This is a genomic window from Pontibacillus marinus BH030004 = DSM 16465 (assembly GCF_000425225.1).
Taxonomy (GTDB): domain Bacteria; phylum Bacillota; class Bacilli; order Bacillales; family BH030062; genus Pontibacillus; species Pontibacillus marinus.
Genome location: NZ_AULJ01000039.1, coordinates 18,043 through 41,352 on the forward strand (window position 1 = coordinate 18,043; position 23,310 = coordinate 41,352).

At 38.3% G+C, this 23,310-nt stretch carries 23 protein-coding genes; 17 read left to right on the top strand and 6 right to left on the bottom strand.

The features are described 5' to 3' along the window. Window positions 1–115: 115 nt before the first annotated feature. Both H514_RS0109140 and H514_RS0109145 read left to right on the top strand, forming a co-directional pair. Window positions 116–1,612: an acyl-CoA synthetase gene (locus tag H514_RS0109140; RefSeq protein ID WP_027446697.1), complete on the top strand. Its 1,497-nt coding sequence runs from the start codon at window positions 116–118 to the stop codon at window positions 1,610–1,612. Between the two features lie 135 nt (window positions 1,613–1,747). After that, complete coding sequence (locus H514_RS0109145) at window positions 1,748–2,410, top strand: DUF4396 domain-containing protein (protein ID WP_027446698.1); 663 nt, start codon at window positions 1,748–1,750, stop codon at window positions 2,408–2,410. A gap of 136 nt (window positions 2,411–2,546) precedes the next feature. On the opposite strand, the gene H514_RS0109150 is transcribed toward H514_RS0109145, so the two are convergent. Then, the gene (locus H514_RS0109150; RefSeq protein ID WP_027446699.1) at window positions 2,547–2,780 is read right to left on the bottom strand and encodes a FeoA family protein; all 234 of its coding nucleotides are present in this window, start codon (window positions 2,778–2,780) and stop codon (window positions 2,547–2,549) included. Between the two features lie 204 nt (window positions 2,781–2,984). On the opposite strand from H514_RS0109150, the gene H514_RS0109155 reads away from it, so the two are divergent. Both H514_RS0109155 and H514_RS0109160 read left to right on the top strand, forming a co-directional pair. Further along, window positions 2,985–3,881, top strand: coding sequence for a YegS/Rv2252/BmrU family lipid kinase (locus tag H514_RS0109155; protein WP_027446700.1), 897 nt, complete (start codon window positions 2,985–2,987; stop codon window positions 3,879–3,881). A gap of 99 nt (window positions 3,882–3,980) precedes the next feature. After that, entirely contained in the window at window positions 3,981–4,757 is a 777-nt protein-coding gene (locus tag H514_RS0109160) for a FixH family protein (RefSeq protein ID WP_027446701.1), read from the top strand. A gap of 46 nt (window positions 4,758–4,803) precedes the next feature. Here the strand turns inward: H514_RS0109160 and H514_RS0109165 are convergent, their stop codons facing one another. Next, entirely contained in the window at window positions 4,804–5,415 is a 612-nt protein-coding gene (locus H514_RS0109165; protein WP_027446702.1) for a class I SAM-dependent methyltransferase, read from the bottom strand. Between the two features lie 305 nt (window positions 5,416–5,720). On the opposite strand from H514_RS0109165, the gene H514_RS0109170 reads away from it, so the two are divergent. The 3 genes from H514_RS0109170 (at window position 5,721) to abc-f (ending at window position 8,628) form a co-directional block, all read left to right on the top strand. Continuing rightward, on the top strand, window positions 5,721–6,182 hold the full coding sequence (locus tag H514_RS0109170) for a MarR family winged helix-turn-helix transcriptional regulator (protein WP_027446703.1): 462 nt from the start codon (window positions 5,721–5,723) through the stop codon (window positions 6,180–6,182). A gap of 94 nt (window positions 6,183–6,276) precedes the next feature. Further along, complete coding sequence (locus H514_RS25425) at window positions 6,277–6,366, top strand: RAxF-45 family protein (protein ID WP_411431077.1); 90 nt, start codon at window positions 6,277–6,279, stop codon at window positions 6,364–6,366. A 390-nt stretch (window positions 6,367–6,756) separates the two neighbouring features. Beyond that, the gene (abc-f, locus tag H514_RS0109175) at window positions 6,757–8,628 is read left to right on the top strand and encodes a ribosomal protection-like ABC-F family protein (protein ID WP_027446704.1); all 1,872 of its coding nucleotides are present in this window, start codon (window positions 6,757–6,759) and stop codon (window positions 8,626–8,628) included. Between the two features lie 51 nt (window positions 8,629–8,679). Here the strand turns inward: abc-f and H514_RS0109180 are convergent, their stop codons facing one another. Continuing rightward, entirely contained in the window at window positions 8,680–9,777 is a 1,098-nt protein-coding gene (locus H514_RS0109180) for an SDR family oxidoreductase (RefSeq protein ID WP_027446705.1), read from the bottom strand. Window positions 9,778–9,940: 163 nt separating this feature from the next. Between H514_RS0109180 and H514_RS0109185 the strand changes: the two genes are divergently transcribed. The 3 genes from H514_RS0109185 (at window position 9,941) to H514_RS0109195 (ending at window position 11,541) form a co-directional block, all read left to right on the top strand. Continuing rightward, window positions 9,941–10,567, top strand: coding sequence for an SDR family oxidoreductase (locus H514_RS0109185; RefSeq protein WP_027446706.1), 627 nt, complete (start codon window positions 9,941–9,943; stop codon window positions 10,565–10,567). Window positions 10,568–10,743: 176 nt separating this feature from the next. Further along, window positions 10,744–11,022 carry a glutaredoxin family protein gene (locus H514_RS0109190; RefSeq protein ID WP_027446707.1) on the top strand — a complete coding sequence of 93 codons (279 nt, stop codon included), beginning with the start codon at window positions 10,744–10,746 and terminating at the stop codon, window positions 11,020–11,022. A 108-nt stretch (window positions 11,023–11,130) separates the two neighbouring features. Continuing rightward, the gene (locus H514_RS0109195) at window positions 11,131–11,541 is read left to right on the top strand and encodes a YppG family protein (RefSeq protein WP_027446708.1); all 411 of its coding nucleotides are present in this window, start codon (window positions 11,131–11,133) and stop codon (window positions 11,539–11,541) included. A gap of 234 nt (window positions 11,542–11,775) precedes the next feature. Here the strand turns inward: H514_RS0109195 and H514_RS0109200 are convergent, their stop codons facing one another. Together H514_RS0109200 and H514_RS0109205 are read right to left on the bottom strand one after the other, a co-directional pair. Continuing rightward, window positions 11,776–12,630, bottom strand: coding sequence for a DegV family protein (locus H514_RS0109200; RefSeq protein WP_027446709.1), 855 nt, complete (start codon window positions 12,628–12,630; stop codon window positions 11,776–11,778). Between the two features lie 48 nt (window positions 12,631–12,678). Continuing rightward, entirely contained in the window at window positions 12,679–13,590 is a 912-nt protein-coding gene (locus H514_RS0109205) for a DMT family transporter (protein WP_027446710.1), read from the bottom strand. Window positions 13,591–13,874: 284 nt separating this feature from the next. Here H514_RS0109205 and H514_RS0109210 point away from each other — a divergent pair, with 284 nt between their 5' ends. The 4 genes from H514_RS0109210 (at window position 13,875) to H514_RS0109225 (ending at window position 19,158) form a co-directional block, all read left to right on the top strand. Continuing rightward, window positions 13,875–15,404: a DEAD/DEAH box helicase gene (locus tag H514_RS0109210; RefSeq protein ID WP_027446711.1), complete on the top strand. Its 1,530-nt coding sequence runs from the start codon at window positions 13,875–13,877 to the stop codon at window positions 15,402–15,404. A gap of 354 nt (window positions 15,405–15,758) precedes the next feature. Beyond that, window positions 15,759–16,712, top strand: a complete 954-nt coding sequence (locus tag H514_RS0109215; RefSeq protein WP_051255094.1) for an AAA family ATPase — start codon at window positions 15,759–15,761, stop codon at window positions 16,710–16,712. Next, a complete protein-coding gene (locus H514_RS0109220) occupies window positions 16,709–17,923 on the top strand; it encodes a DUF58 domain-containing protein (protein WP_027446713.1) in 1,215 nt (404 codons plus the stop codon). Before H514_RS0109215 ends, H514_RS0109220 begins: the two co-directional genes overlap by 4 nt. Next, on the top strand, window positions 17,920–19,158 hold the full coding sequence (locus H514_RS0109225; protein ID WP_027446714.1) for a hypothetical protein: 1,239 nt from the start codon (window positions 17,920–17,922) through the stop codon (window positions 19,156–19,158). The genes H514_RS0109220 and H514_RS0109225 overlap by 4 nt, the downstream gene beginning before the upstream one ends. Before the next feature lie 35 nt (window positions 19,159–19,193). Here the strand turns inward: H514_RS0109225 and H514_RS0109230 are convergent, their stop codons facing one another. Continuing rightward, a complete protein-coding gene (locus H514_RS0109230) occupies window positions 19,194–19,961 on the bottom strand; it encodes a rhomboid family intramembrane serine protease (RefSeq protein ID WP_027446715.1) in 768 nt (255 codons plus the stop codon). A 146-nt stretch (window positions 19,962–20,107) separates the two neighbouring features. Between H514_RS0109230 and acpS the strand changes: the two genes are divergently transcribed. From acpS to H514_RS0109245, 3 genes are all read left to right on the top strand, one after another. Next, a complete protein-coding gene (gene acpS / locus H514_RS0109235) occupies window positions 20,108–20,464 on the top strand; it encodes a holo-ACP synthase (protein ID WP_027446716.1) in 357 nt (118 codons plus the stop codon). A 135-nt stretch (window positions 20,465–20,599) separates the two neighbouring features. Next, window positions 20,600–22,108: a bifunctional ADP-dependent NAD(P)H-hydrate dehydratase/NAD(P)H-hydrate epimerase gene (locus H514_RS0109240; RefSeq protein WP_027446717.1), complete on the top strand. Its 1,509-nt coding sequence runs from the start codon at window positions 20,600–20,602 to the stop codon at window positions 22,106–22,108. A gap of 48 nt (window positions 22,109–22,156) precedes the next feature. Continuing rightward, complete coding sequence (locus H514_RS0109245) at window positions 22,157–23,176, top strand: LolA family protein (protein ID WP_027446718.1); 1,020 nt, start codon at window positions 22,157–22,159, stop codon at window positions 23,174–23,176. The last annotated feature ends 134 nt before the right edge of the window (window positions 23,177–23,310 follow it).

Below are 23,310 nucleotides of genomic sequence, written 5' to 3' on the forward strand. Positions count from 1 at the left end.
GACAAACCTTTGAGGGAGCACGGTATTTTTTATAAGGATGGTTTCCCTTTGTAACTACCTTGTAACTCCGATTTTGTAGCATAAAGGTAGCTTACAAGAACGGGGAGAGATGATTGTGAGATGTGAATTAGATTGGATCAAGGGACGTGCTCGTCTTTTTCCCGAGCAAGTTGCTGTTATTGATGATGATCAGGGTAAGTCTTTTACATATGAAGAACTTAATGAACGTGCAATCAATCTAGCGAACTATTTTTTATCTCAAGGGATTCAAAAAGGAGATCGAATTGCACTAATTGCACCCAACCATGTCAGCTACTTTGACTTCTTATTCTCCTGTGCCAAAATTGGTGCCATTTTTGTCCCATTAAACTGGAGACTATCAAAGGGTGAACAGGAGTATGTACTAGGGGATTCAAAGCCTAAGTTGATCGGTGTGCACCAACATTTCGCAGGGGATTGTGAATGGGTGAAGTTCGAGTACTCTGTGTTAGATATTCATGACAATGAGTATATTCGTAAGCTTCCTATTCTTGGTCTGAATTCTGAAAGCATGCCGCAATCATTAGATGAGCCACTGGCGATGATGTACACAGGAGGAACAACAGGTAAGCCAAAGGGTGTTGTTTTATCTCATAACTCAATTATATGGAACGCCTTAAATACGATTGTGAGTTGGAATTTGACCAATGAAGATACAACCCTTACAACATTACCTATGTTCCATGCCGGAGGACTAAATGCATTGAGTGTCCCTCTACTAATGTGTGGTGGAAAAGTCATATTGTCTTCTACATTCGATCCAGAAAAGGCTGTAGAGGATTTACTTCATTATCAATGTACGATCGTGTTATTTGTTCCAACAATGTATCATATGATTGTACGTACAAAGAGCTTTGCTGAAGCATCTTTCGAAAATATGAAAGTATTTCTTTCAGGAGGAGCCCCATGCCCTAAAGCGGTGTATGAAGCTTTTGCTGGAAAAGGTCTTTTATTCAAAGAGGGATATGGATTAACGGAAGCAGGTCCAAACAATTTTTATATCGACCCTTATGAGGCAAAAGAAAAACAAGGTTCTGTTGGGAAGGCCATGATGTTTAATGAGGTTCGAGTTGTAGATGATGAGGGGAAAGATGTTCAAGTAAACGAAGTAGGCGAGCTATTGCTAAAAGGGAACCATACATTTGAATACTACTGGAATAAACCTAAAGCTACCTCTGAATCGATTGAAAATGGTTGGTTTCACACGGGTGATTTAGCCCGTCGGGATGATGATGGATATGTTTATATCGTTGGACGGAAAAAAGAGATGATCATTACGGGGGGAGAGAATGTTTACCCTCTAGAGGTTGAGCATTGGTTAGAAGCTCATGAAGGCATTAGTGAAGTCGCTGTTGTGGGCATTCCGGATGAGAAGTGGGGGGAAATCGTAACAGCTTTTATATCCTTGAATCAGGGCTTTTCATTAACGAAGGAAGAGCTCCAAGAGTACAGTAGAAAAAAACTTACACGTTACAAAAACCCGAAACATTTTCACTTTTTAGAGGAACTCCCTAAAACACACGTAGGAAAAATAGATAAGCAAGCTCTTAAGAAAAATTTTATTAATCAGTAACGGCGATACCAAGTATCATCCGAAGTTTGTCAGACTTCTTTAGACAACCTTTGATCACTACTTGGTATTTTTTCGTTTAGATAAACACCTGACTAGGGTATGTAAATTCTAAACTTAAAATTGAGGTGATAATGAATGGATACATTACAAATCGTAGCTTGGTTAGCACTTGCTATTGGACTTTTATCCTCCTTAATTATTTTAATAGATGTAATTCGCCATCCACAAATGATGACGATCATGAATGTGGTTTGGCCTATTAATGGCTGGTTTATGGGCCCTGTTGCTCTTTGGACATATTTCAAATGGGGGCGTATTAAAGCAAAAGATCTTAATAAAGATGACAACCGTAAACGCCCAGCTAAGACCTTTGTTTCCACAACTCACTGTTCAGCGGGTTGTACACTTGGGGATGCCATAGGTGTTCCAATTGTATTCTTTGCTGGAATGGCAATTTTAGGTTCTAAACTTTTAGCACATTACACTGTTGAATTTATTGCAGCTTATGCCTTTGGTTTGTTATTCCAAGTACTAGCGATTTACCCTATGAATAAAGATAAAGGTATATTTGGTTCTTTTAAATCCGCTGTTAAAGCAGACACATGGTCATTAATCGCATTTGAAGTTGGTATGTTTGGGTGGATGGCTATTGTTCACTTTATTCTGTTTACACACCCGCCGAAGCCAAATGAAATAACGTATTGGTTCATGATGCAAATTGCGATGATACTAGGATTTATCACAAGTTACCCAGCAAACTGGTGGCTTGTTAAAAAAGGAATTAAGGATGCAATGTAAAGGATGCTCCTTTTGCTATATAGCAGAAGGAGTTTTTCGTTAATAATTGATGTGAAACGGGGTTATTTTAAGGTGGAGAACTCATAATGTTTTTTTTATCTTTTATGTGGTTACAAACGACTGTGTAAATGGAGGATTAAACTAAAACTTCTCCATATATTTGATCTGTTTCTTCTTTCTGAAGGGCTACAGATTTTTCACCAATCTGTACAGCTATCATTCGACCGGCATTAATTTTATGAAGTAGTACTAAAGTAATGTTTGTGTCGATCCCTAATCGATATAATCTTTGTTTATCCTTACCTGTTGCTTCAATATGTTTAATGTAAAAATGATTTCCATTATATGCTTCGGAAAGTGTGATAAGCATTTGTTCTTGCCTCCCTTATCAAACAAAAATACGTATATAGGAAATAAGTTCCATATAATAATATATTCCTAATACATAACTTAGTCAAACGAAAGTATGCAAAAAGTTCTAGGAAAATGGTGTGAGGTTTCACTTATATCCATAACGGAAATGGTACTATGATATAAATTCGAACTTGGACGGAAAATTTAGGGGGTATGGAAGGTGTCACAGTATCAAACGGGTGCTTTTTTATATAATGGTAGTGCAGGGCCTGATCAGTTAAACGATAAATTAGCTGCAGCATTACCTGTTCTTTCACAAAATGTTGAAAAACTTTCTGTGGTGCAAACGACAAGCCGTGATGACCTTATTGAGAAAGTAAGACATTATGGAGAAGGCGTTGAAGTCCTCTACATACTTGGGGGAGATGGGACTGTTCACGATTGTATAAATGCGGTTGCAGATGTCGAGAACCAACCCGTATTGGGGATATTACCTGGTGGGACCTGTAATGATTTCACTAGAATGTTAGGAATTCCTCAAAATGTGGGTCAAGCTGCTCATGCATTAGTGAATGGGCGCGTGGCTCCAGTAGATCTGGGACAGGTTGGAGATAGATATTTCTTAAACTTCTGGGGTATTGGCCTTGTTACAGAGACCTCTATTAACATTGATCCCGATCAAAAGAATCGATTTGGGGTGTTAAGTTACTTTATTAGTGCGTTTAAAACAATGAATGAAGCCAATACTTTTAGATATAAATTGAGGGTAGATGGAGTGGAGTATGAAGAAGAAGGGGTTATGATTCTCGTGCTTAATGGAAGGTTCATTGGCACAAGACAAATACCTGTTCCGTCACTTTATGTAAATGACGGTAATTTAGATGTTTTAGTTATAAAGAATTCGAATTTAAAAACATTTAGGGAGCTTCTTTCTCTTAATCAGCCTAGGACCGATTCTGAATCGTTTCAGGAGTTGTTCCACACACAAGGTAAAGAAATTGAGATTGAAACAGATGAAGAAATGGATGTCGATACCGATGGAGAAATTTATTTGAAGACTCCTGGGAGCATTAAGGTTTTACCAAACTATCTTCGTATGATCATGCAAGATTTCTAAATAGTCTTCATGAAATTGTCATGGTTACGAGGGTTATATAAAAACCTTTCATGATAATATGACACTAAATAAGAGATTAAAGAACAAGGAGAATAAAAGATGAGAAAACTAGGATTTCTATTACTTATCTCAACTATTTTTGTAGTATTATCAGCATGTGGATCTGAAGAGGGAAATAATGCCAGCAATAACGATGACCAACAGAATTCAGAAGAAAACCAAGAACTACAAGCTATTGAGGTGAAGATTAAAACGGTTCCTGAAACGTTAAAACCAGAAGAGGTTACAACGATTCAGGCTAAAGTTACACAAGGTTCTGAGAATGTAAATGATGCTCAAGAGGTAGAATTTGAGATATGGAAAAAAGGTTCCGAAGACCATGAAAAGATGATGGCAGAAAAACAGGGAAAAGGTCTTTATTCCATTCAGCACACATTTGATGAAAAAGGCATTTATTATGTAATAGCTCACGTAACGGCTCGCGATATGCATAACATGCCTCAAAAGAAATTGAATGTTGGAAATGTATCTGAAAGTGACGAAAAGTCAGAGGGTCATGATCATAATGGAAGTGAGAATAAAGAAGAACATAGTCATGGAGATCGTTCAGATGGTGTAGCCGTCCACCTTATGAAGAAAGAGGGCAAATTAATGGTGCACCTTCAAAAAGGAGAAAAGCCTTTAGCAGAGGCAAAAGTTCGATTTGAAGTGTGGAAAAATGATGGAAAGCACAAGTATATTGATGCTAAAGAAGGTAAGCAAGGTGAGTATGCTGCTGAATTCAAGGCTGATTCCACAGGAACATACAAGGTAAATGTTCATTATGAAAAAGGTGAGCTTCATGGCCATCAGAAAAAAGAGATTGAAATAAAATAATAGCTTGCAAAAAAGCCACTCTCAAAGAAATGAGGTGGCTTTTCAATCACTTTTTACAAACTGCTATGCCTAATGGATAATGCACACCATCCCTTGGAGGCTCGATTAAAACACCTTTTTGATAATAAAATTCGGAGGCTGAATAATTACGAAAAAGCTCTTTAAATTCTTCTGGTGTAATTTGATGTACGTGGAAAGGGGAACCACACTCAATTCCTCGTCCTTGGCCAAATGGAGTTGAAACAATTAACATGCCTCCAGGTTTTAATAATTCATAATAGTTGTTAAGTAGTTGTTGTTCATTTTCAATATGTTCATAGGTTTCAAAGCTAATAATCGTATCAAAAGTTCCGAGTTTTTCTGGTAGGATTGGATCAACGGCATTTTCCTGTTGGAAAAAGGATTTAGGATGATAATAGTGAGCTTTTGCATAGTTGATGATATCTTGATCAATATCCACACCCATTACTTCATCTATTTCATCTTTTCGGTTTTTAGCCATCATATGCGTCCCGTATCCAGAACCGCAAGAAAGATCAAGTACTCGACCTGTTACGTAAGGAAGAGCAAATTGATAGCGAGCCATATGCTCCAACAATAATCCATTTGATGGCTTCATATATTCGGGTATCACACGTTCTCCAGTATCTTCTACCAAGTTCTCTCCACCGCTTTCTTTCATTTGTGTTATAGTACTGTTAATAGACCATAAAACTACAGAAGAATACATGCCTAGATTAAAAAGATTTTGCAAGCGCTTTTCATTATATTATGCCATACTATAAGATCTTTCAAAAGAAGGGTGTACCTTTCCTCTTGTAATACGATGAACGTTTGCTGTAGATTTATCTATAGGGACTCATAAACTTTCCAAGAGGACGTGTTAACGGAGTGAAACCCGTTTGACAATAAATTGAAACGGTAGCTATACTCTAATTGAATAGAATAGAAAGGCTGATTAATATGGATCAAGATCAACATTATCAACAAAAGAAAGAAGATCCATCCTTAAGATTATTTGTTGTGTTATCCAAAGCTTATCGTTCCATCACAGATCAAGTGAAAAGAGATATACAAGAGCAAGGACTTAACCCAACTGAATTTGGTGTCCTTGAAATGCTTTATCATCAAGGAGAACAACCTCTACAAAAAATCGGGGATAAAATTCTTTTAGCAAGTGGAAGCATTACCTATGTGGTGGACAAGCTTCAACAGAAAGGTTTGCTTGAGCGAAAGCCATGTCCGAATGACCGTCGTATTACTTATGCTGCTATTTCAGACGAAGGGTGTAAGCTATTACAATCCATTTTTCCGGATCATTGGAAGAAAATCGAAGAGATTACAGGTGGTCTTTCTAATGAGGAAAAAGAGGAGCTTATTCCTTTACTCAAAAAGCTTGGACAGTATGCCGATCAATTGGGTTAATCTTGCAGCCTAAGTGCGTATTATGATAATCTATAAGAAATTACACGTTATGAAAAAGGAGGTGGAAAAAGAGATGCTACACACAGATAAGCGCATGATTGTTAGTAAATCACTATATTTTTACCGTGCGCAAACTCATGAATTTGTTGCTAACGGGACACGTATGCCCAATTTTAGCAACTAAATCATGACTGTGTGGATCTCTTATTCCATCTTAAAGTGCAAGGAAGAATAGCGACATTTGTCCCCACACATCTCAATACATGTGTGGTTTTTTATTGGGGTGTTGTGTTCTTCCTTTTGAAGCCTGAGAAATCTAAGAGATTCTCAGGCTTTTTTTATGAACTAGGAAATTATGGAATTTGTGCCTTGTGTATAGCTTTTTAATAAGCGTGGGGCCAAGTCCAGCTCCAGCGCCCAGCAACTAGTATGCTTCCCTCACCTCCGTAAGATAAGTCAACATCGAATCGCTTTGCTCTTCGTGTTTCCTTTATCTTACTGCGGCTCAGTCCAGCATATACGTTGCTACCCGGGCGCTTCCGCTTTAGTTTTTTCATAACGGAGGTAACGATATATGTTAATTACATTAAAAGATATAAAGAAAATACTTGGTGGCGATCTATTATTTGAAAATCTAAATTTTGAAATACAACCTGGTGAGAAAATCGGATTGGTAGGTAGAAACGGTAGTGGAAAAACAACGATATTCAAGCTCATTAATCAAATTGAAACCCCTGACGATGGACAAGTATTTATAAAGAAGCAGGCCAACGTAGGATATTTAAGCCAAATTCCAGAAGGCGTTGCCGGAACTGTGCATGATTATCTGAAATCGGGTTTTTCAAGCTTAATGACCATTCAGGAAAAAATGAAAAGATTAGAAACAGATATGCAGGATGAAAACAAAATGGAGCGTGCTATAGAGGAGTATGGGAAGCTTCAAGATGAGTTTATGCGACTTGGAGGATATGAAATTGAGTCACAAATCGAAAAAGTAGCTCATGGACTTCATTTAGAAGGTCTTCTTTTCTCTCCTTTTCAAAATTTAAGTGGCGGAGAAAAAACGAAAGCAGGCCTTGCAAGAATTTTATTAGAACAACCTGATGTATTGCTTTTGGATGAGCCAACGAACCATTTAGATTTACATGCTATTGAATGGTTAGAGAGTTATATTCAACAATACGATGGAGCCGTTTGCATTATTTCCCATGATCGTCAGTTTCTCGATCAAACTGTTGAAAAAATTTATGACTTGGACCAAGGAGAAATTAATGTCTATATAGGTAATTTCACTTCGTATGTTAAAGAGAAAGAAGAGAGGTTGCTTGCTGAATTTAAGGCTTATCAAGAACAACAAAAAAAGATCAAGAAAATGAAAGAAGCCATCAAGCGCCTTAAAATATGGGCAAATCAGGCAAATCCACCAAGCGAAAAGCTGCATAAACGTGCCAGAAACATGGAAAGAGCACTAGAACGAATGGAAAAGCTTGATAAACCGAATCTTGATCCTCAAAAAATGGGGTTATCTTTTGATGCTGAAGATCGTACAGGGAAAGATGTCATCGTAGCAGAAAATGTTACAAAATCTTATGGTGATACTCCTGTCTTACAAGGGCTTGAACTTCATCTTCGTTATCAAGAGAGACTTGCCATTGTTGGTAGAAATGGGAGCGGGAAATCAACCTTTCTTAAACTCATTATTGGCAGTGAACAGCCAGATGGTGGAGAAATATCTCTTGGAGCGCAGGTGTCTATCGGTTATCTTCCCCAAGAACCCTTGAAGCACGAAGACCCGGACATGCAAATGATTGAATACTTCCGAGAACATGTACGAGTAACAGAAGGTCAAGCAAGACAGATACTAGCTCGATTTATGTTTTTTGGATATGCTGTTTTTCAAAGAATCGGAATGCTTAGTGGTGGTGAACAAATGCGCCTGAAACTAGCGGTCTTTATGCATCAGAATATAAATCTACTGATTCTTGATGAACCAACCAATCACTTAGATATTGATTCCCAGGAAGTCTTAGAGGAAGCGATTGAAAACTTTAATGGGACTGTGTTAGGGGTATCCCACGACCGTTACTTCCTTAATAGTTGCTTTACAGAAACAGCCTTTTTGCATGAGGGAGTGCTACATCGCTACCCAAGAAGATATGAAGAAGCTCGTCTAAAATGGCAAGATCAGTTAGATGCCATGAAAACGAAAGAAGAACATGTAATGAAATCTAAAAAGCCGGTGAGCAACATATCACAATCAAATAAGGGCAATGTTCACTTAGAAAAAGAGATTGAAGAAAAAGAACAACAGTTACAAAAGATAGAGGAGGAAATGGAAAAAGCCGATACTACAGAGGAGTTAATAGAGCTTCAACAAGCAAAGGAGAAAGCAGAAGCGGAACTTGAAAGTTATTATGATGCATGGATTGCAGAAAAGGATGAATAAGTGTCATTTGCAAAAGGCTGCCCAACAAAAGGCAGCCTTTTTTAATAAATTTTAAGAAATCGTAACCTTCTTATCCTCATCATGCTTATGCGATCTATAGAAATGAATGAGTTGTGGAATCACTGTTTCAAAATCAGGGCATTCAATTTCGGTGCCTCTTAATGCACTTGTAGCTAGACTGGTATCATAGTGAGAATTATATATGAAGTATGGGATCGTTTGTTTTTGGATATTTAACCATCTTCGAACTGGAAGAAGGTTTAAAGGAAGTTTAGCTGCATGGAGAGGGATTCTGTAAGAAGGTGTTTTCCCTAACAATGCTTCCATTAACATACGATAGACTTCATGACTTTGATACGGGTTAGGGTCAGTCAGATGATAAGTTTGTCCAATGGAATTCGTGTGATGACTCAAAAAGACAGATGCGCGAATGACATAATCAACTGGAACAAAGTTTGCTTCTGCATACCCTTTGCCGAAGTAAGGGATAGTGGGTAGAAAATGTAGGCGATCAAATAGATTCAATATAAAATAGGGTCCATCAAACTTCGATGTTTTCCCAGTTTGGGAATCCCCTACCACGATGCCAGGTCGGATAATTGTAACTGGTAATTTTCCTTTAAGGTCATGAACTAGAAGCTCAGCTTTGTATTTTGTTGACTCATAATGGTTTTTAAATCCTTGGCCATGTTTCAAGTCTGTTTCTTTAATGGTTCCAGTACGTTTTCCTGATACATACGCCGTACTAAAGTACGTATATCGTTCTAAATACTTAGCCTTCAATAGCCATTCATTTACATGTTTTGTTCCAAGGACATTAACGTTGTATGCAGGTTCATATGGTACGGAAAGGTCATAGATTGCAGCTAAATGATAGGCGTGTGTAATGGAATTTAGCAATGTTTCAGAAGTCGAATCCGCTAAGTTTAAGTTTTCCTTAGTGATATCACCTTCAATGAGCTCAAATAGGTGGTTTGAAATATCGAGTTCTTCACATAGTTCATGGATCTTACATTGGGCCATTGTGCGGGTGGATGGAAGGATGAATAAATAAATTTTTTCTATTGGAAATTCTTCATGAACAATTTGCTTGATTAGGTGACTTGTTAAAAATCCAGGGAATCCAGTAAAAAAGTAAACATGACTCATGTAAACGTAACCCCTTTGGAAGAATTCTTAATGTGTAGTTTTTCGCTACTTTTTTCCAGAATCCTTCTTTTAATAAAAGAATTTTTAGTGGAACGAAATGTTTCTCTCGTTTAGGTATTGCTAAATCGGGAACAATGATTGCAATAAAGGAGGAATCTGGATAATGAAAGTACTTGTTATTGGAGCAAATGGACAAGTTGGTAAACATGTCATTGATAAATTAATAGATAACAATCATGAAGCGATTGCGATGATTAGAAATACAGATCAAATTCCATATTTTGAAGAACGAGGTGCCAGTACGGTAATTGCTGATTTGGAAAAGGATTTTAAGCATGCTTTTTATGGAGTGGATGCTGTTATTTTCGCAGCCGGATCAGGTCCGCATACTAGTGCTGATAAAACCATTATGATCGACCAAGAGGGTGCTATCAAATCAATGAAAATTGCTGAGAACTTTGGTATTAAACGGTTTGTGATGCTTAGTTCAATGGCAGCTAACCGACCAGAAATTGGTCCAGAAACATTGAGGCATTATCTATATGCTAAGGGTAGAGCTGACGCATATCTACGTGGTACAACACTTGATTATACAATCGTAAGACCTGGTGGTTTAACGAATGACAAAGGGACTGGAAATATTAAGATCAATGAACACTTAAATGAATTCGGTTCAATCCCTAGGGAAGATGTTGCACAAGTACTTGTCCAAACGTTACAATCACCCCAGACGGTTAAACAAAGCTATGATTTGGTAAGTGGAAGCACTAAAATTGATCAAGCTCTTTAAAAGTAGCCGGTCGGATCTAGTTCTTTTTTCTCAACCCTTCTTAAGTTTTGAATAATTTTTAAAAGAATATGTTTAACATGTATATTTCAAGGGTAAGAGAAAAATACATTTATGAACGTTTTTAGGATATGTGAAAATTTAAGGGTAAAGAACTAAAAAGTTTGGGGGATTCATCTATGAGTAAACCAAATGTAGTCGTGTACACAAGTGATGGATGCCATTATTGTGAACGTGTATTAAATCATCTAAATGAGTGGGACATTGACTATACAGAAAAAAATATCTCTCAGAATGATGCTTATTACAAGGAAATGCGTGAAAATAGAGTTTATGGAACACCGGTAACCTTTATAGATGGTGAAAAGTTATTAGGGTTCCAGAAACGTAAGTTCAAAAAGTTATTAGGTATTGATGAAGTGTCAACTTATATTAGACAACGAAATTTAAGTTATTAGTAAAAGGAGGAGGACAACCTCCTTTTTTTTTATTGCTTCTTATTTCACTTTCTCATACACATTTACATATTCTATAGGTAGATAACCATTAATCGCTAGGAGGTGCCTATGGATATGTATAATCAATATCCGCAACCACCGTTTGGGCCGCGGCCGATGCAAGCCACTTATCCAAATCAAAACCCATTTCCAGGATTTCAAAGTGTTCCAAACCAAATGAATATGATGCAACCTCAACCTGCTGAACAACAAGATATGAAGCCACCGATCTTTCAAAGTCCCTATGAACAATTTGCAAAGCCCCCGCAGCCGAATCAATGGAACCCTTATTATTCATTAGAACAGCAATTCCCTCAGTATGGACAAATGCAAGGCCCAAAAGGGTTTATGCACTACTTTCAGGATAAGAACGGTCAGTTAGATCTTGATAAAATGCTCTCTACTATGGGGCAAATGGCCAATACAGCTAACCAATTCAGTCCACTTGTGAAGAGTCTTGGATCTTTATTTACACGTTAAGAAGTATAAAATTTTAGCAATGGAGAAATTCGACGTAGTGAAAATTTTGAGAGAATGAAGTATAAGTGCAACTAAGCCTCTGTCTACGCCTTGGTTCGGGGGGGGGACCAAGAAATCCTTTGGGTCATGATTATATTCCCATTAATCGCCGCAGTATTTTAATTGCTATCACCTAAGCCGTCTTATACTGCAAAATAGCACTAAAAAAGCTCAGACCTAGGTCTGAGCTTTTGATTAGTCTCTAAAGAACGAAATCACATAACCACCTTCGCCGGCGTGTGTTGCGATTAGTGGGCCCATTTCGGTTAAAATGGAATCTTTAAAGGCATAACGATCTTTGATTTCATGGATGAAGCTTTTTGCTTTTTCTTCAGTAGTACTATAGGAAACCGCAATAACTTTGTCCTCGAAATTTTTCGTGTATTCACCGATCTGCTCTAAGAAACGGCGCAGTGCTTTTTTGTTTCCTCGAACTTTTTCAGCAACTTCAATTGTCCCAATATCACTCTTTTTCATCAGAATCTTAATGTTTAACGTCTTAGCAATAGTCCCTTTAAAACGATCAAGACGTCCACCTTTGATAAGGTTTTCAACCGTTCTTAAGAAAATAAGAGTTGCTGTTTGCTCGATGCGCTCTTCCATGTGATTAACAAGAGCATCAAACTCCATACCTTCTTCAACACATCTACCTGCTTCATTCACTAAGAGCGTCATACCAGAAGTAGCTGTCTTCGTATTTAGAACCACAATATTTCTTGATGGTTCTTCTTCTAGAAGCATATTCTTTCCAGCAACAGCATTATCATGAGTTGTACTTAGCTCTTGGGAAAGAGAAAGCATTAGAATAGGAACTTCTGGGTCCACTTCTTTATAAGCCTCGTAAAAGGCATATGGAGCTGGAGCGGATGTTGTAGGGAGCTCTTCAGAACCTTTCATTTTTTCGTAAAATGTAGGAATGTCGATATCCACACCGCTTTGAAATTGCTCGTCTCCGAAGTGAACATTTAAAGGAACAATCTTAATATTATAGCGTTCGACAAGGTCTTTAGTAAGGTCAGCGCCACTGTCTGTCATGATTTTAATCTGCATTGATCATCACCTGCTTTTTATTAAATTAGATAATAGCCTAAAGCTGCTTTACGTTTCAGTAGAATGCGTAATTTTAGGCTTTTGTTTTTTTGTAGTACTTATGATAAATAGGCTTAAACCTAATATAACGATCGAGCCTCCGAGCCATTGGGACCAAGTAATCATTTCCCCTAAAACAAAATAGGCCAAGATAGAAGCTCCAACTGGCTCAAATACAATACTCATGGATATGGTGGATGTACTTACCCATTTTAAGGCCCAGTTAAATAATGTATGTCCAAAAAATGTTGGTATGATGGCAAGTGCTAAAAATACCCACCAATGATCAGCTGGATACCCTATAAAAGGCTGTTGCAGAACGAGATTATACAATATTAATGTTAGGGAGCTGATCCCATAAACTACAAATGTATAAGTCATTAAATGGAGTCGTTTTCGAACATTTTGTCCCAATAAAAAATAACCTGTTACCATTATAGCACCGAATAGAGCTAAAATATCCCCCCATAAAGCTAACCCGCTTATTTGAAAGTCACCCCAACTGATGATGACACTTCCTGTTAAAGCGATTGTCATACTTAGTACGGCTCCAATTGTAAATTTCTCCTTAAAGAAAATAAATGTTCCTAGAAATGCGAAGATGGGTTGCAATGTAACTAAGACAACTGAGCTTGCGACAGATGTATAGTTTAGTGACTCGAACCACAAAATAAAGTGGAAGGCGAGAAAAACCCCTGATATTGAGGCGAGCATCCAGTCTCGCTTTGAAATGGACTTAAACTCATGCAAGTGTTTAGTCAGCACATAAGGAGCCATAATAAGAACAGCAAAAAGTAAACGATAATTTGCAATGATAGAGGCTGGTGCAGATTCGGCTAGTTTAACAAGTACGGCAGCAGTGGATACGGAAAGCACCCCAATAACTACAGCAACATAAGGGTTGAATGGCGGTTTTTCCACTAGAGACCAACTCCAAACTTTAGCAAATTCTTCAATGATAAATGGTAATATAAGATCATTATATCCTCTATTTACCAAGGTGTAGACTACACTTTTTTTCATTTTATCATTGATAGAAAAGAAAATGTACTTTAAACTAGGGTGAATTGCCGAACTTACTATGATGTGGTAAGATGGTATTAAATCATTCTCGTACCGAAAGCCCTCTTCCAACTGTGAGGATGGCTTTTTTACGTGGTTTTCTTTGGTTGTAAAGAAGACAATAAAGGAGTAGAAATAATAAAGTGACAACAACATTTAATCAATTAGGTTTATCCAAATCAGTTTTAAAGGCCGTCGAAGAGCTGGGTTTTGAAGAAACAACTCCAGTACAGGAACAAACGATTCCTCTTGCGATGGATGGAAGAGATGTCATAGGACAAGCCCAAACGGGAACTGGTAAAACAGCAGCCTTCGGGATTCCATTGATTGAAAAAATCAATCATGATCTAAAGAAGACTCAAGGACTTGTGATTGCACCTACCCGCGAGCTTGCTATGCAAGTGGCTACAGAATTAAATCGATATGGTCGTTATAAAGGGATTCAGGTACTACCTGTTTATGGTGGTTCTGATATGGGACGCCAAATTCGTTCCTTGAAGCAAGGACCTCAAATTGTAGTAGCAACACCTGGGCGTTTATTAGACCATATTCGTCGCAAAACGATTTCATTAAATAACATTCATACAACTGTTCTAGATGAAGCAGATGAAATGTTAAACATGGGCTTCATTGAAGACATTAAAGATATTTTGAAAGCTGTTCCTGAACAGCGTCAAACGCTATTGTTCTCTGCAACAATGCCGAAAGAAATTCATGAAATTGCAACCAAAATGATGAAAAAACCAGAAACCGTTAAGCTAAAAGCGAAGCAAATGACGGTTGAGAAGATTGATCAATACTTTGTCGAAGTAAATGAAGCTAAGAAGTTCGATACACTAACACGTCTTCTTGACATTCATGTACCTGAACTTTCAATCGTGTTTGGGCGTACGAAAAAACGTGTAGACGAAGTTGCAGACGGATTGAATGCTCGCGGATTCCGTGCTGAAGGTATTCATGGTGACTTAACTCAGAAGAAACGTATGGACGTACTGAAGAAATTCAAGAATGGAAAAATTGATGTTCTTGTTGCGACAGATGTGGCTGCACGTGGTCTTGATATCTCTGGCGTTACTCACGTATTTAACTTTGATATCCCTCAAGATCCAGAAAGCTATGTACACCGAATCGGCCGTACAGGACGTGCCGGAAAAGAAGGGTATGCTGTTTCATTCATCACACCAAGAGAAATGGCTCACCTACACTTAATCGAAAAGACAACAGGACGTAAAATTGAACGTCGCCCTATTCCTTCATATGACGAAGCGAATAAAGGACAGCAGCAAGTAACGATTGATAATTTAAGACAGACAATCGAATCTAATAATTTAGAGACTTACCAATCAACTGCCGCTGAACTTCTTGAAGAGTATGATTCCGTTACAGTTCTTTCTGCAGCGTTGAAGATGCTTACAAAAGAAAGAAAAGATGTCCCTGTTAAGCTTACTTCCTTATCACCAATTAGCGTGAAGCAAGCTAAAAATGATAAGTATAAAGGTAAGGGTAAAGGACGTGGCCATCGTAACGACCGAAACGGAAAAGGTGGTTATAAAGGAAAAGGTGGCTATAACAAAGGTGGAAATGGTTACAAAGGTAAAGGCGGATACAAAGGTAATGGCAACTACAAAGGTGGAGGCCGTAACCGTCGTCGTAATCAAGGACACGAATCTTAAAGGCAGTAAAAAAACGACTCTCATATCGAGAGTCGTTTTTCTTATGGTGAATTTTTGTATTCATTTAGTAAGCTTGAATCACTTTTGTTTTTGACTAGATTTTGAGCTGTTCATAAAGAACGATGTGATCATCATTAAGGCAAGGAAGAGGATAACAATACTGAATCCACCCTTTTGAAAAACGATAAAAATAAATGTAGACGTTTTAAAGTGAATAAAAAATTGGAAGTGTATTAGAAAGCATTTTAATGCATTATTTAGGACACGGTTCATTTAAAATAATTAAAAAATAAAGGAATTTTTCGACAATTGTTGTTACAATGAAATAATGAGAAATAAGGGGGAAATTTACATATGGTTCAACAAAACAAACAAATACAAGAGGGTATTGAAAACATAGGAAAAGTAATTTTAGGAAAAAGTGATGTCGTAGAATTATTGTTTACATCATTGCTAGCAAAGGGACAAGTTTTATTAGAGAGTGTACCTGGTTCTGGAAAAACAAAATTAGCAAAAAGTTTTGCTAAGGTCATTCACGGAGAGTTCCGCCGTATTCAGTTCACTCCAGATGTTTTACCGAGCGATGTAACTGGAATCCAGTTCTTTAACCCGAAGACACAGGAGTTCGAATTGCGTATGGGTCCAGTTATGACCAATGTGTTATTAGCGGATGAGATTAACCGTGCAACACCAAAAACACAATCTTCGTTATTAGAGGTGATGGAAGAACATCAAACTACAATCGATGGGGAAACGATTTCGATTAATCCACCGTTTTTCGTTATTGCAACACAAAACCCCGTCGAAAGTAACTATGGAACATTCCCACTTCCGGAAGCCCAACTTGACCGTTTCCTGTTTAAAGTGGACATGGGGTACCCAACGAGAGAAGAAGAGAAAAACATCCTTATAGAATATCAGATGAACGAACCATTAGATGAACTTCAAGCCACATTAACTCCAGAGATGATTCTATCTATGCAGGAACAAGTGAAAGAGGTAAAGGTTTCTGAAGCTGTACACGATTACTTGTTAGCCCTTGTGACAGAGACACGTAATAGTCCCGATATTGATTTAGGGATTAGTACTCGTGGGGCTTTAGCTTTAATGCGAGCTGCACAAGCGAGAGCTTATATCAGAGGGCGTCAGTATGTAACGCCTGAAGATGTAAAAGAGTTAGCTCCATATGTGTTCGAACATCGTCTAATTCTTTCTATGGAAGGTTCGATTAGAAAGAAACCTGAAGAGGTGGTAGAGGAGATCTTAAATTCCATTGAAGTTCCAGTGGAAGTAGGCGAAGGAAAGTGAGGCAGTGGAAGAAAGAATTTGGGGGGAATCTAGAAGCCACATATGACATGCTCGTGACCCTTTGTGTGACGATAGCTGTATTAGCTCTTTTTACTAATAAACCAAATGTGTACTTGGTCGTAGGTGTTGTGTTTGCTTTTGTTTTCTTGAGTAAAATGTATGATAAGTATGTAGGGCATGGAATTACTCTCGTTAATAAAAGAACAACATATAGGTTGTTTCCTGGGGACGAAGTAGAAATGGATCTTCGATTACAAAACTCATCGAGACTTCCAATCATCAACGGGAAGTTCCAGTTTTACGCGAATAATGTTGTTCAAAATGAACGCTTTTTAACAGTTGGACATAAGAAAACCAACTTATATGAAATTCCTTTATCTATTATTGATAAAGGTGATGCTGTTGTTTCGGTAAATATGAAAGCTCAAAAACGTGGTGTGACCAGGCTGAGTGATATAGAGTATCACTTTCCTCACTTAATGAGTTTCGAAAATATCACGTTGTTTTTTCGGGATTTTTATCGAACGGAATTTATCATTTATCCGACACCAATACCTGTGAAAGGGTTAGAGGAACGTTTTCATGTAACGATTGGTTCACAAAGAACAACATTCTCTCCCTTTGAAGATCAGCTGAGCCCAATGGGAACTCGAGATTATTTGCCGTCTGATCCGTTCCACCGCATTAATTGGAAGGCATCAGCCAGAACACAGTCATTACAAACGAAGGTGTACGAACGTGTTCATGATATCACATGGGTGTTTGTCGTAAACATCTCTGAATCAACTAGAATGCGAAACACATATGTTAGTCATAACATCGAAAATATTCTTTCCTATGTCACATATATGTGCCAGTTTGCTGCTGAAAAAGGCTATGCTTATGAAATCCATATTAATGCACGGAAAGCAGGGTCTCCTCCTTACTTTTATCTTCATGAAGGACTCGGGAATGAGCATTTACGCTATGCTCTTGAATTTTTAGCGAGGGTAAACACAGAAGAGTTAATTCTTCCTTATGAAAATCTGTTATATCATGTGGATAAAGACTTATATAAGCCGAAGACACTTTTCTTGTTTGGAGAAGTAACTCCAGAAGCTGAGATGTATGCAAGAACTTGGGAAAAGAAACGAATGAACGTTTATCACATTAAGGAATATGAAGAAGGGGCTTATGTAGGAGACGTAGTGAAGGGGGTGGCTGCGCAATGATCACAGCTAACCTCACGATCGTTCGAATCTATCAGTTCTTAGGAGAAGCATTTCTGTTTTATCTATTGTTAGTCCCTTTCTATTACTTTAGAGATCTTCCTTTACCAATGATGAGTTATATTATCGCTGTTGTGGGAACAACGATCATCTTGGTTTTATTCACCCGTGTTACGGACACGTACATACCATTTTTGATCTATGTACCAGTAGCGGTGATGTTATTTGTGGTCATGGGTTACTCATTGCTTATTGCGATTACGATGGCTGCATTCTTTAGTTGGCGTTTTATTCGCCATCTTCAAGAAGAAGGAATGGACCATGAATATCGTTTAATTACGCTTGGTTTGTTTCTTGTCTTAATTGAGTCATTGCTCATTACAGATTTTGCGATGTATCTCATGGTAGGGTTGCAGGTTTCCGTTTTGATATTTGGTCATATGCTCAGTCATGTTGTGAGTATTAAAATCTCAAACTCTAATCAAAAGCCATTCACTCAAATTGGAGTAATTGCGGGAGCCTTTCTCCTGATTACAGGAATCTCCTACTCAGCTTATAATGGGTTGGAAAGAATGTGGAGTGGTACGCTTACTTTACTAGCTAACATTTTTTCATATGGTATGTTGGGGATTGTGAACTTTCTGGACTTTCTTGGCGTTGATCTCGCTGCAATAGGACAATTAGAAGAAAGAATAAAAGAAAGTCAACAAAGTGATGTGACTATGGAAAAGCTTGAATCACCTTTTAAAGATCAGACAAAAAACACTGCCGGTGCTGAAAATGCAGGTGAAACCATTTATTGGAGTTTCTTATCGATCATTATAGTGGTCGCTATTATTGTAGCGATTATCCTTATTCGCAAAAAAGTCTTGGAGAAAAGAAAAGATCCTGAGTCCGATGAGGCGAGTATGACATCGAAATGGACAACTCAGGAGAAAAGTTCCCTCAAGGACAAAATCTCTAAGTTCTTCGGCCGCAAGCCTGAAAATCCTATACGACAGCTGTTTTTTGATTTCGAACGCTTTGCTCAAAAGAAAGGTTTTGGAAGGAAAAACTATGAAACCATTGAGGATTGGTTCGAACGATTAGGTGTGAAAGATGCGAATGTAGAAGTCTATCAAAAAGTCCGTTATGGTGATGAAACTACATTGACTGACCAAGAAGTAGAACGGTTTAAACATGACTTGCAGCAATTGAGAAAATCACTTTTAGCAAAAGGGAAGAATAAAGAGGAATAACCAAAAGCGCGCACCGATTGCGGTGCGCGCTTGCTTTATAGAAATCTTGAAATTAATCCAAATACAACAAGCAGAATGAGGATCCCCCATAAAAGCTTCGGTAAAAACTTCTTCATAGGAAAGCGTCTTTTCTTCCAGCGGTTTGGATCAAAAGTAATGTCCCCATCTGAACCTTTCCGGCTGCGTCTTACATTTCGCCATTGTGAAAATGGTTGAGCATTCCTTAAAACGAGTGGTGCGACCACTAGACCCCCAACAAGCCCAAAAATGTGGCCATAAATATTAATGTTTGAACGGAGGAATGTCATAACCAAGGCAATCACCGAGATGGTTAATATGATTTGAGTGTTCGCTTGGTCAATAAGCTCTCTACGTGCATAAATCATATATAAGTAGATCCCAAATAGTCCGAAGATAGCGCCTGATGCACCTACGGATACAACATGCATGGGTCCGAAGAAGAAAGAGCCAAGGTTTCCAATAATACCTGTTGCTAAGTAGGCAAAAATAAATTTTGGCTTACCAAGCATTTGCTCTAATGCAGGGCCAAATAATACAAGAGAAAAGGAATTAAACAAGGCGTGACCGAATCCATAGTGGAAGAATATTGGGGTTACGAGACGCCAGTATTCCCCGTTGGCAACATAATAGTTGTTTAATTCAGCTGAGTTTTCTAATGCTACAAAGGGTGAGAGCATTAAGAAATCAGTTGTTAACCATAAAAAGAAATGAAGTCCAACTAAAAAGGAAACAATAGGATAAAATCGAATAAAATCCTGAAATGATTCTGAACGACGAAACATAGTGAGTTCTCCTTACTTTAAGTAATAGTTCTCTTTAGTTCTTATTACTCTCATTATACAATGAAAAAAGCTTATTCATGTTATGAACCGCTCACAAAATTATAAACCTACATAAATACGAATAGTCATAGAAAGATGGTGGTACTGTGATTAAAGGAATTGGGATAGATTTAATAGAAATTGATCGGATTGAAAGGGGTATTCAGTCTAATCAAAAGTTTATTGAACGTATATTAACTGAAAATGAAAAAAACTTATATAACGCACTAAAAGCAGACCATAGAAAAGCTGAATTTGTGGCAGGGCGTTTTGCGGCTAAAGAAGCACTAGCTAAAGCGATGGGGACAGGAATAGGGAAAGAGTTTTCATTCCAAGATATTTCTATTACGAAATCAGATAAAGGTTCCCCTATGATGAAGGTGGAGAATTGTCCTTACAAAGTATGGGTTTCAATCTCTCATAGTCAGTCTCATGCCATTGCGCAGGTTGTGTTAGAGGATTAGTTTCTTATAAACAAGGTGATGAATTTTTTCTATGAGGATACAGGCAAAACGGACCTTATACTTTTCTTTCGAAGGCTAGTCTGCATAATCACAAAGTTTGTCTCATATATTCTAGTGCGGGTAGGAGGGAACAAGGTGTATATTGTCACCGCAAAAGAAATGTACGATTTAGACCGTTATGCCATGGATGAAATAGGGCTAGACGGACGTTTGCTAATGGAAAATGCCGGACGGGCTGTTGCAGATCAGATTGAATCTGAGCTTTCTTTATCAGATGGGATTCTCGTTTTAATTGGTAAAGGAAATAACGGTGGTGATGGATTTGTTATTGCAAGAACGCTGTTGCAACGTGGGTACGATGTTACAGCGGTCCAGATGGTTCCTTCTTCAAAAATTGAAGGGGATGCAGCCTATCACCGTAAGCTTCTTCTGAGCATGGGTTATTCTTTCGTTCAATATGATGGACAAGAATCCTTAGAAAAGCTTTGTGATCAGAATTCTATTATTGTTGATGCAATGCTTGGTATCGGTGTGAAAGGAGAAATTCGTTCTCCATATCGAGAAGCGATTCAGACAGTTAACGCATCACCAACCCATACAATTTCTGTTGATCTACCAAGTGGTGTCCCTGCTGATGAAGGAGTGGAAGTGAATCAAGCTGTTAAAGCCGATCGTACTGTGGTCATTCAATATCCGAAGCTTTCCGCCTATTTTCAATATACTGCTACTTTTTATGGGGAGTGGAAGACCGTGGATATCGGATTGCCAGCACCATCACAGCATAAGCGGTCCTTCTATGGAAAGGCGCAAGTCCAATCAACATTTCCGACACGCAACTCATTTTCTCATAAAGGAAAACATGGGAAAGGGCTCGTAATTGGTGGGGCTTCAACTATGCCAGGATCTGTTGGTCTTACGTCTCGAGCAGCATTAAGAGGTGGAGCGGGGCTACTAACCTTAGCCACTGTACCTAGTGTCATCCAAGCTCTGGCTTCTTCAACTTTAGAAGCTACGTATATATCCCTCCAAGACCTGAATGGGTATATCTTGGATGTGAAAGGGTTGGACCTTTCCTATGATGGGATTGCGATTGGCATGGGTATGGGAAGGCATGAAGAAGCGGTTCAGGTGCTTCAAAAAGTTTTACAAAAAGCATCCTGCCCAGTTGTGATTGATGCGGATGGTTTATATGCCCTAGAAAAGGACACTTCAATATTGGATGATCGAGACGGTCCTAGCATCTTGACACCTCACCCAGGAGAGATGGCTCATTTATTAGGTGTTTCTATACCTGAACTCCTTTCTAAGCCTTTCGCATATACGAGAAGCTTTGCGGAAAAGCACCATGTTTTCATCGTGCTGAAAGGAGCTTTTACCATCATTACAAATCCTGAAGGTGAACAGTGGGTAACCGACACGGGTAACCCAGGGTTAGCCAAAGGCGGAAGTGGAGATGCTCTCTCTGGTATCTTGCTTGCATATATCATGCAAGACCAAACGATTGGTGATGCGCTTTGTAACGGTACATGGATTCATGGGTACACGGCCGAGCTGTTAACAGCTGAACGTCACTCCGAACATGACCTTCTTGCTAATGACATTATCGAAGGTCTTGCGCAAACGTATCGTACATTATCTTTATAGGTGAAATGTTCCCTTTGTCCTTTGAAATGAGACAAAGGAGTTGTGATCATGAAAAAATTAGCATGGCTTTGGATCCTAGCATCATTGGTCCTTGTTTTATCAGCCTGTGGAGAGAAATCTAAGGAAGATGTGGTTAGTGCACTTGAGAAAAAGCTTGAGCAGATGAATGGGTATAAAGCAAAAGCTACAATGACCTTGAAAACAGGGCAAGAACCTCAAAAGTATAATATTGATGTTTGGCACAAGAAGAAGGATTACTATCGTGTTCTTCTTAACAACGCTCAAGAAAAACAAGAAAGTCAAATCATTCTACGAAATGAGGAAGGTGTTTTTGTTTTAACACCTGCTTTAAATAAGAGTTTTAAGTTTCAAAGTGAATGGCCGCGTAATAGTAGTCAACCATACTTGTATGGTTCCCTTGTGATGGACGTTAAGAAAGATAAAGAGGCTAAGTTCACTTCAGAAGAAGATTATTATGTCTTTGAAACAAAAACAAACTATCAAAATAGTAAAAACCTACCGACTCAAGAAATCTATTTTAGTAAAAAAGATCTTACACCTGTAATGGTGAAAGTGATGGATCAAGAACGAAATCCTTTAGTTGAAGTGAATTTCTCATCATTCGAATTAAATCCTCAATTTAGTGATGATGCATTCACTACTGAGAAGAACATGTCTAGTGGCGTTTTAGGTGTTCCTGTGATGGCACAAGAGGACCAACCTAAGCCGTTCACTGTGTTATATCCTCAGTCATCTATTGGAAATGCAGAGCTTGAAGCTAAGAAGGAAGTGGACTTAGCAAACGGTAAACGAGTGATTATGACTTTCAAAGGTGACAAGTCCTATACGCTCATTCAAGAATCACTAAGTGCGGTACCAGCAAGTGCAACAGTCCCAGTTGAGGTTTCTGGTGAGCCTGTAAACCTTGGTTATACAATGGGAGCATGGTCGAATTCCACGCTAGAGTGGTCCCATAACGGAATGAATTTTTATTTAGCTAGTGACCAGTTAACTAAAGAAGAGATGATCCACATTGCACAATCGGTTCAAGGTACCGCAGTCAAATAGTAGCCTGATATCATGCAGCAGACTCAGCACAATTTCTTTTTGAGTCTGCTTTTATTTTTGTGATCTAAATCCCTGGTTATAGGTAAAAGATCATTTGACATGCTTTGCACCACAGTCAATAATGAGAACTATAA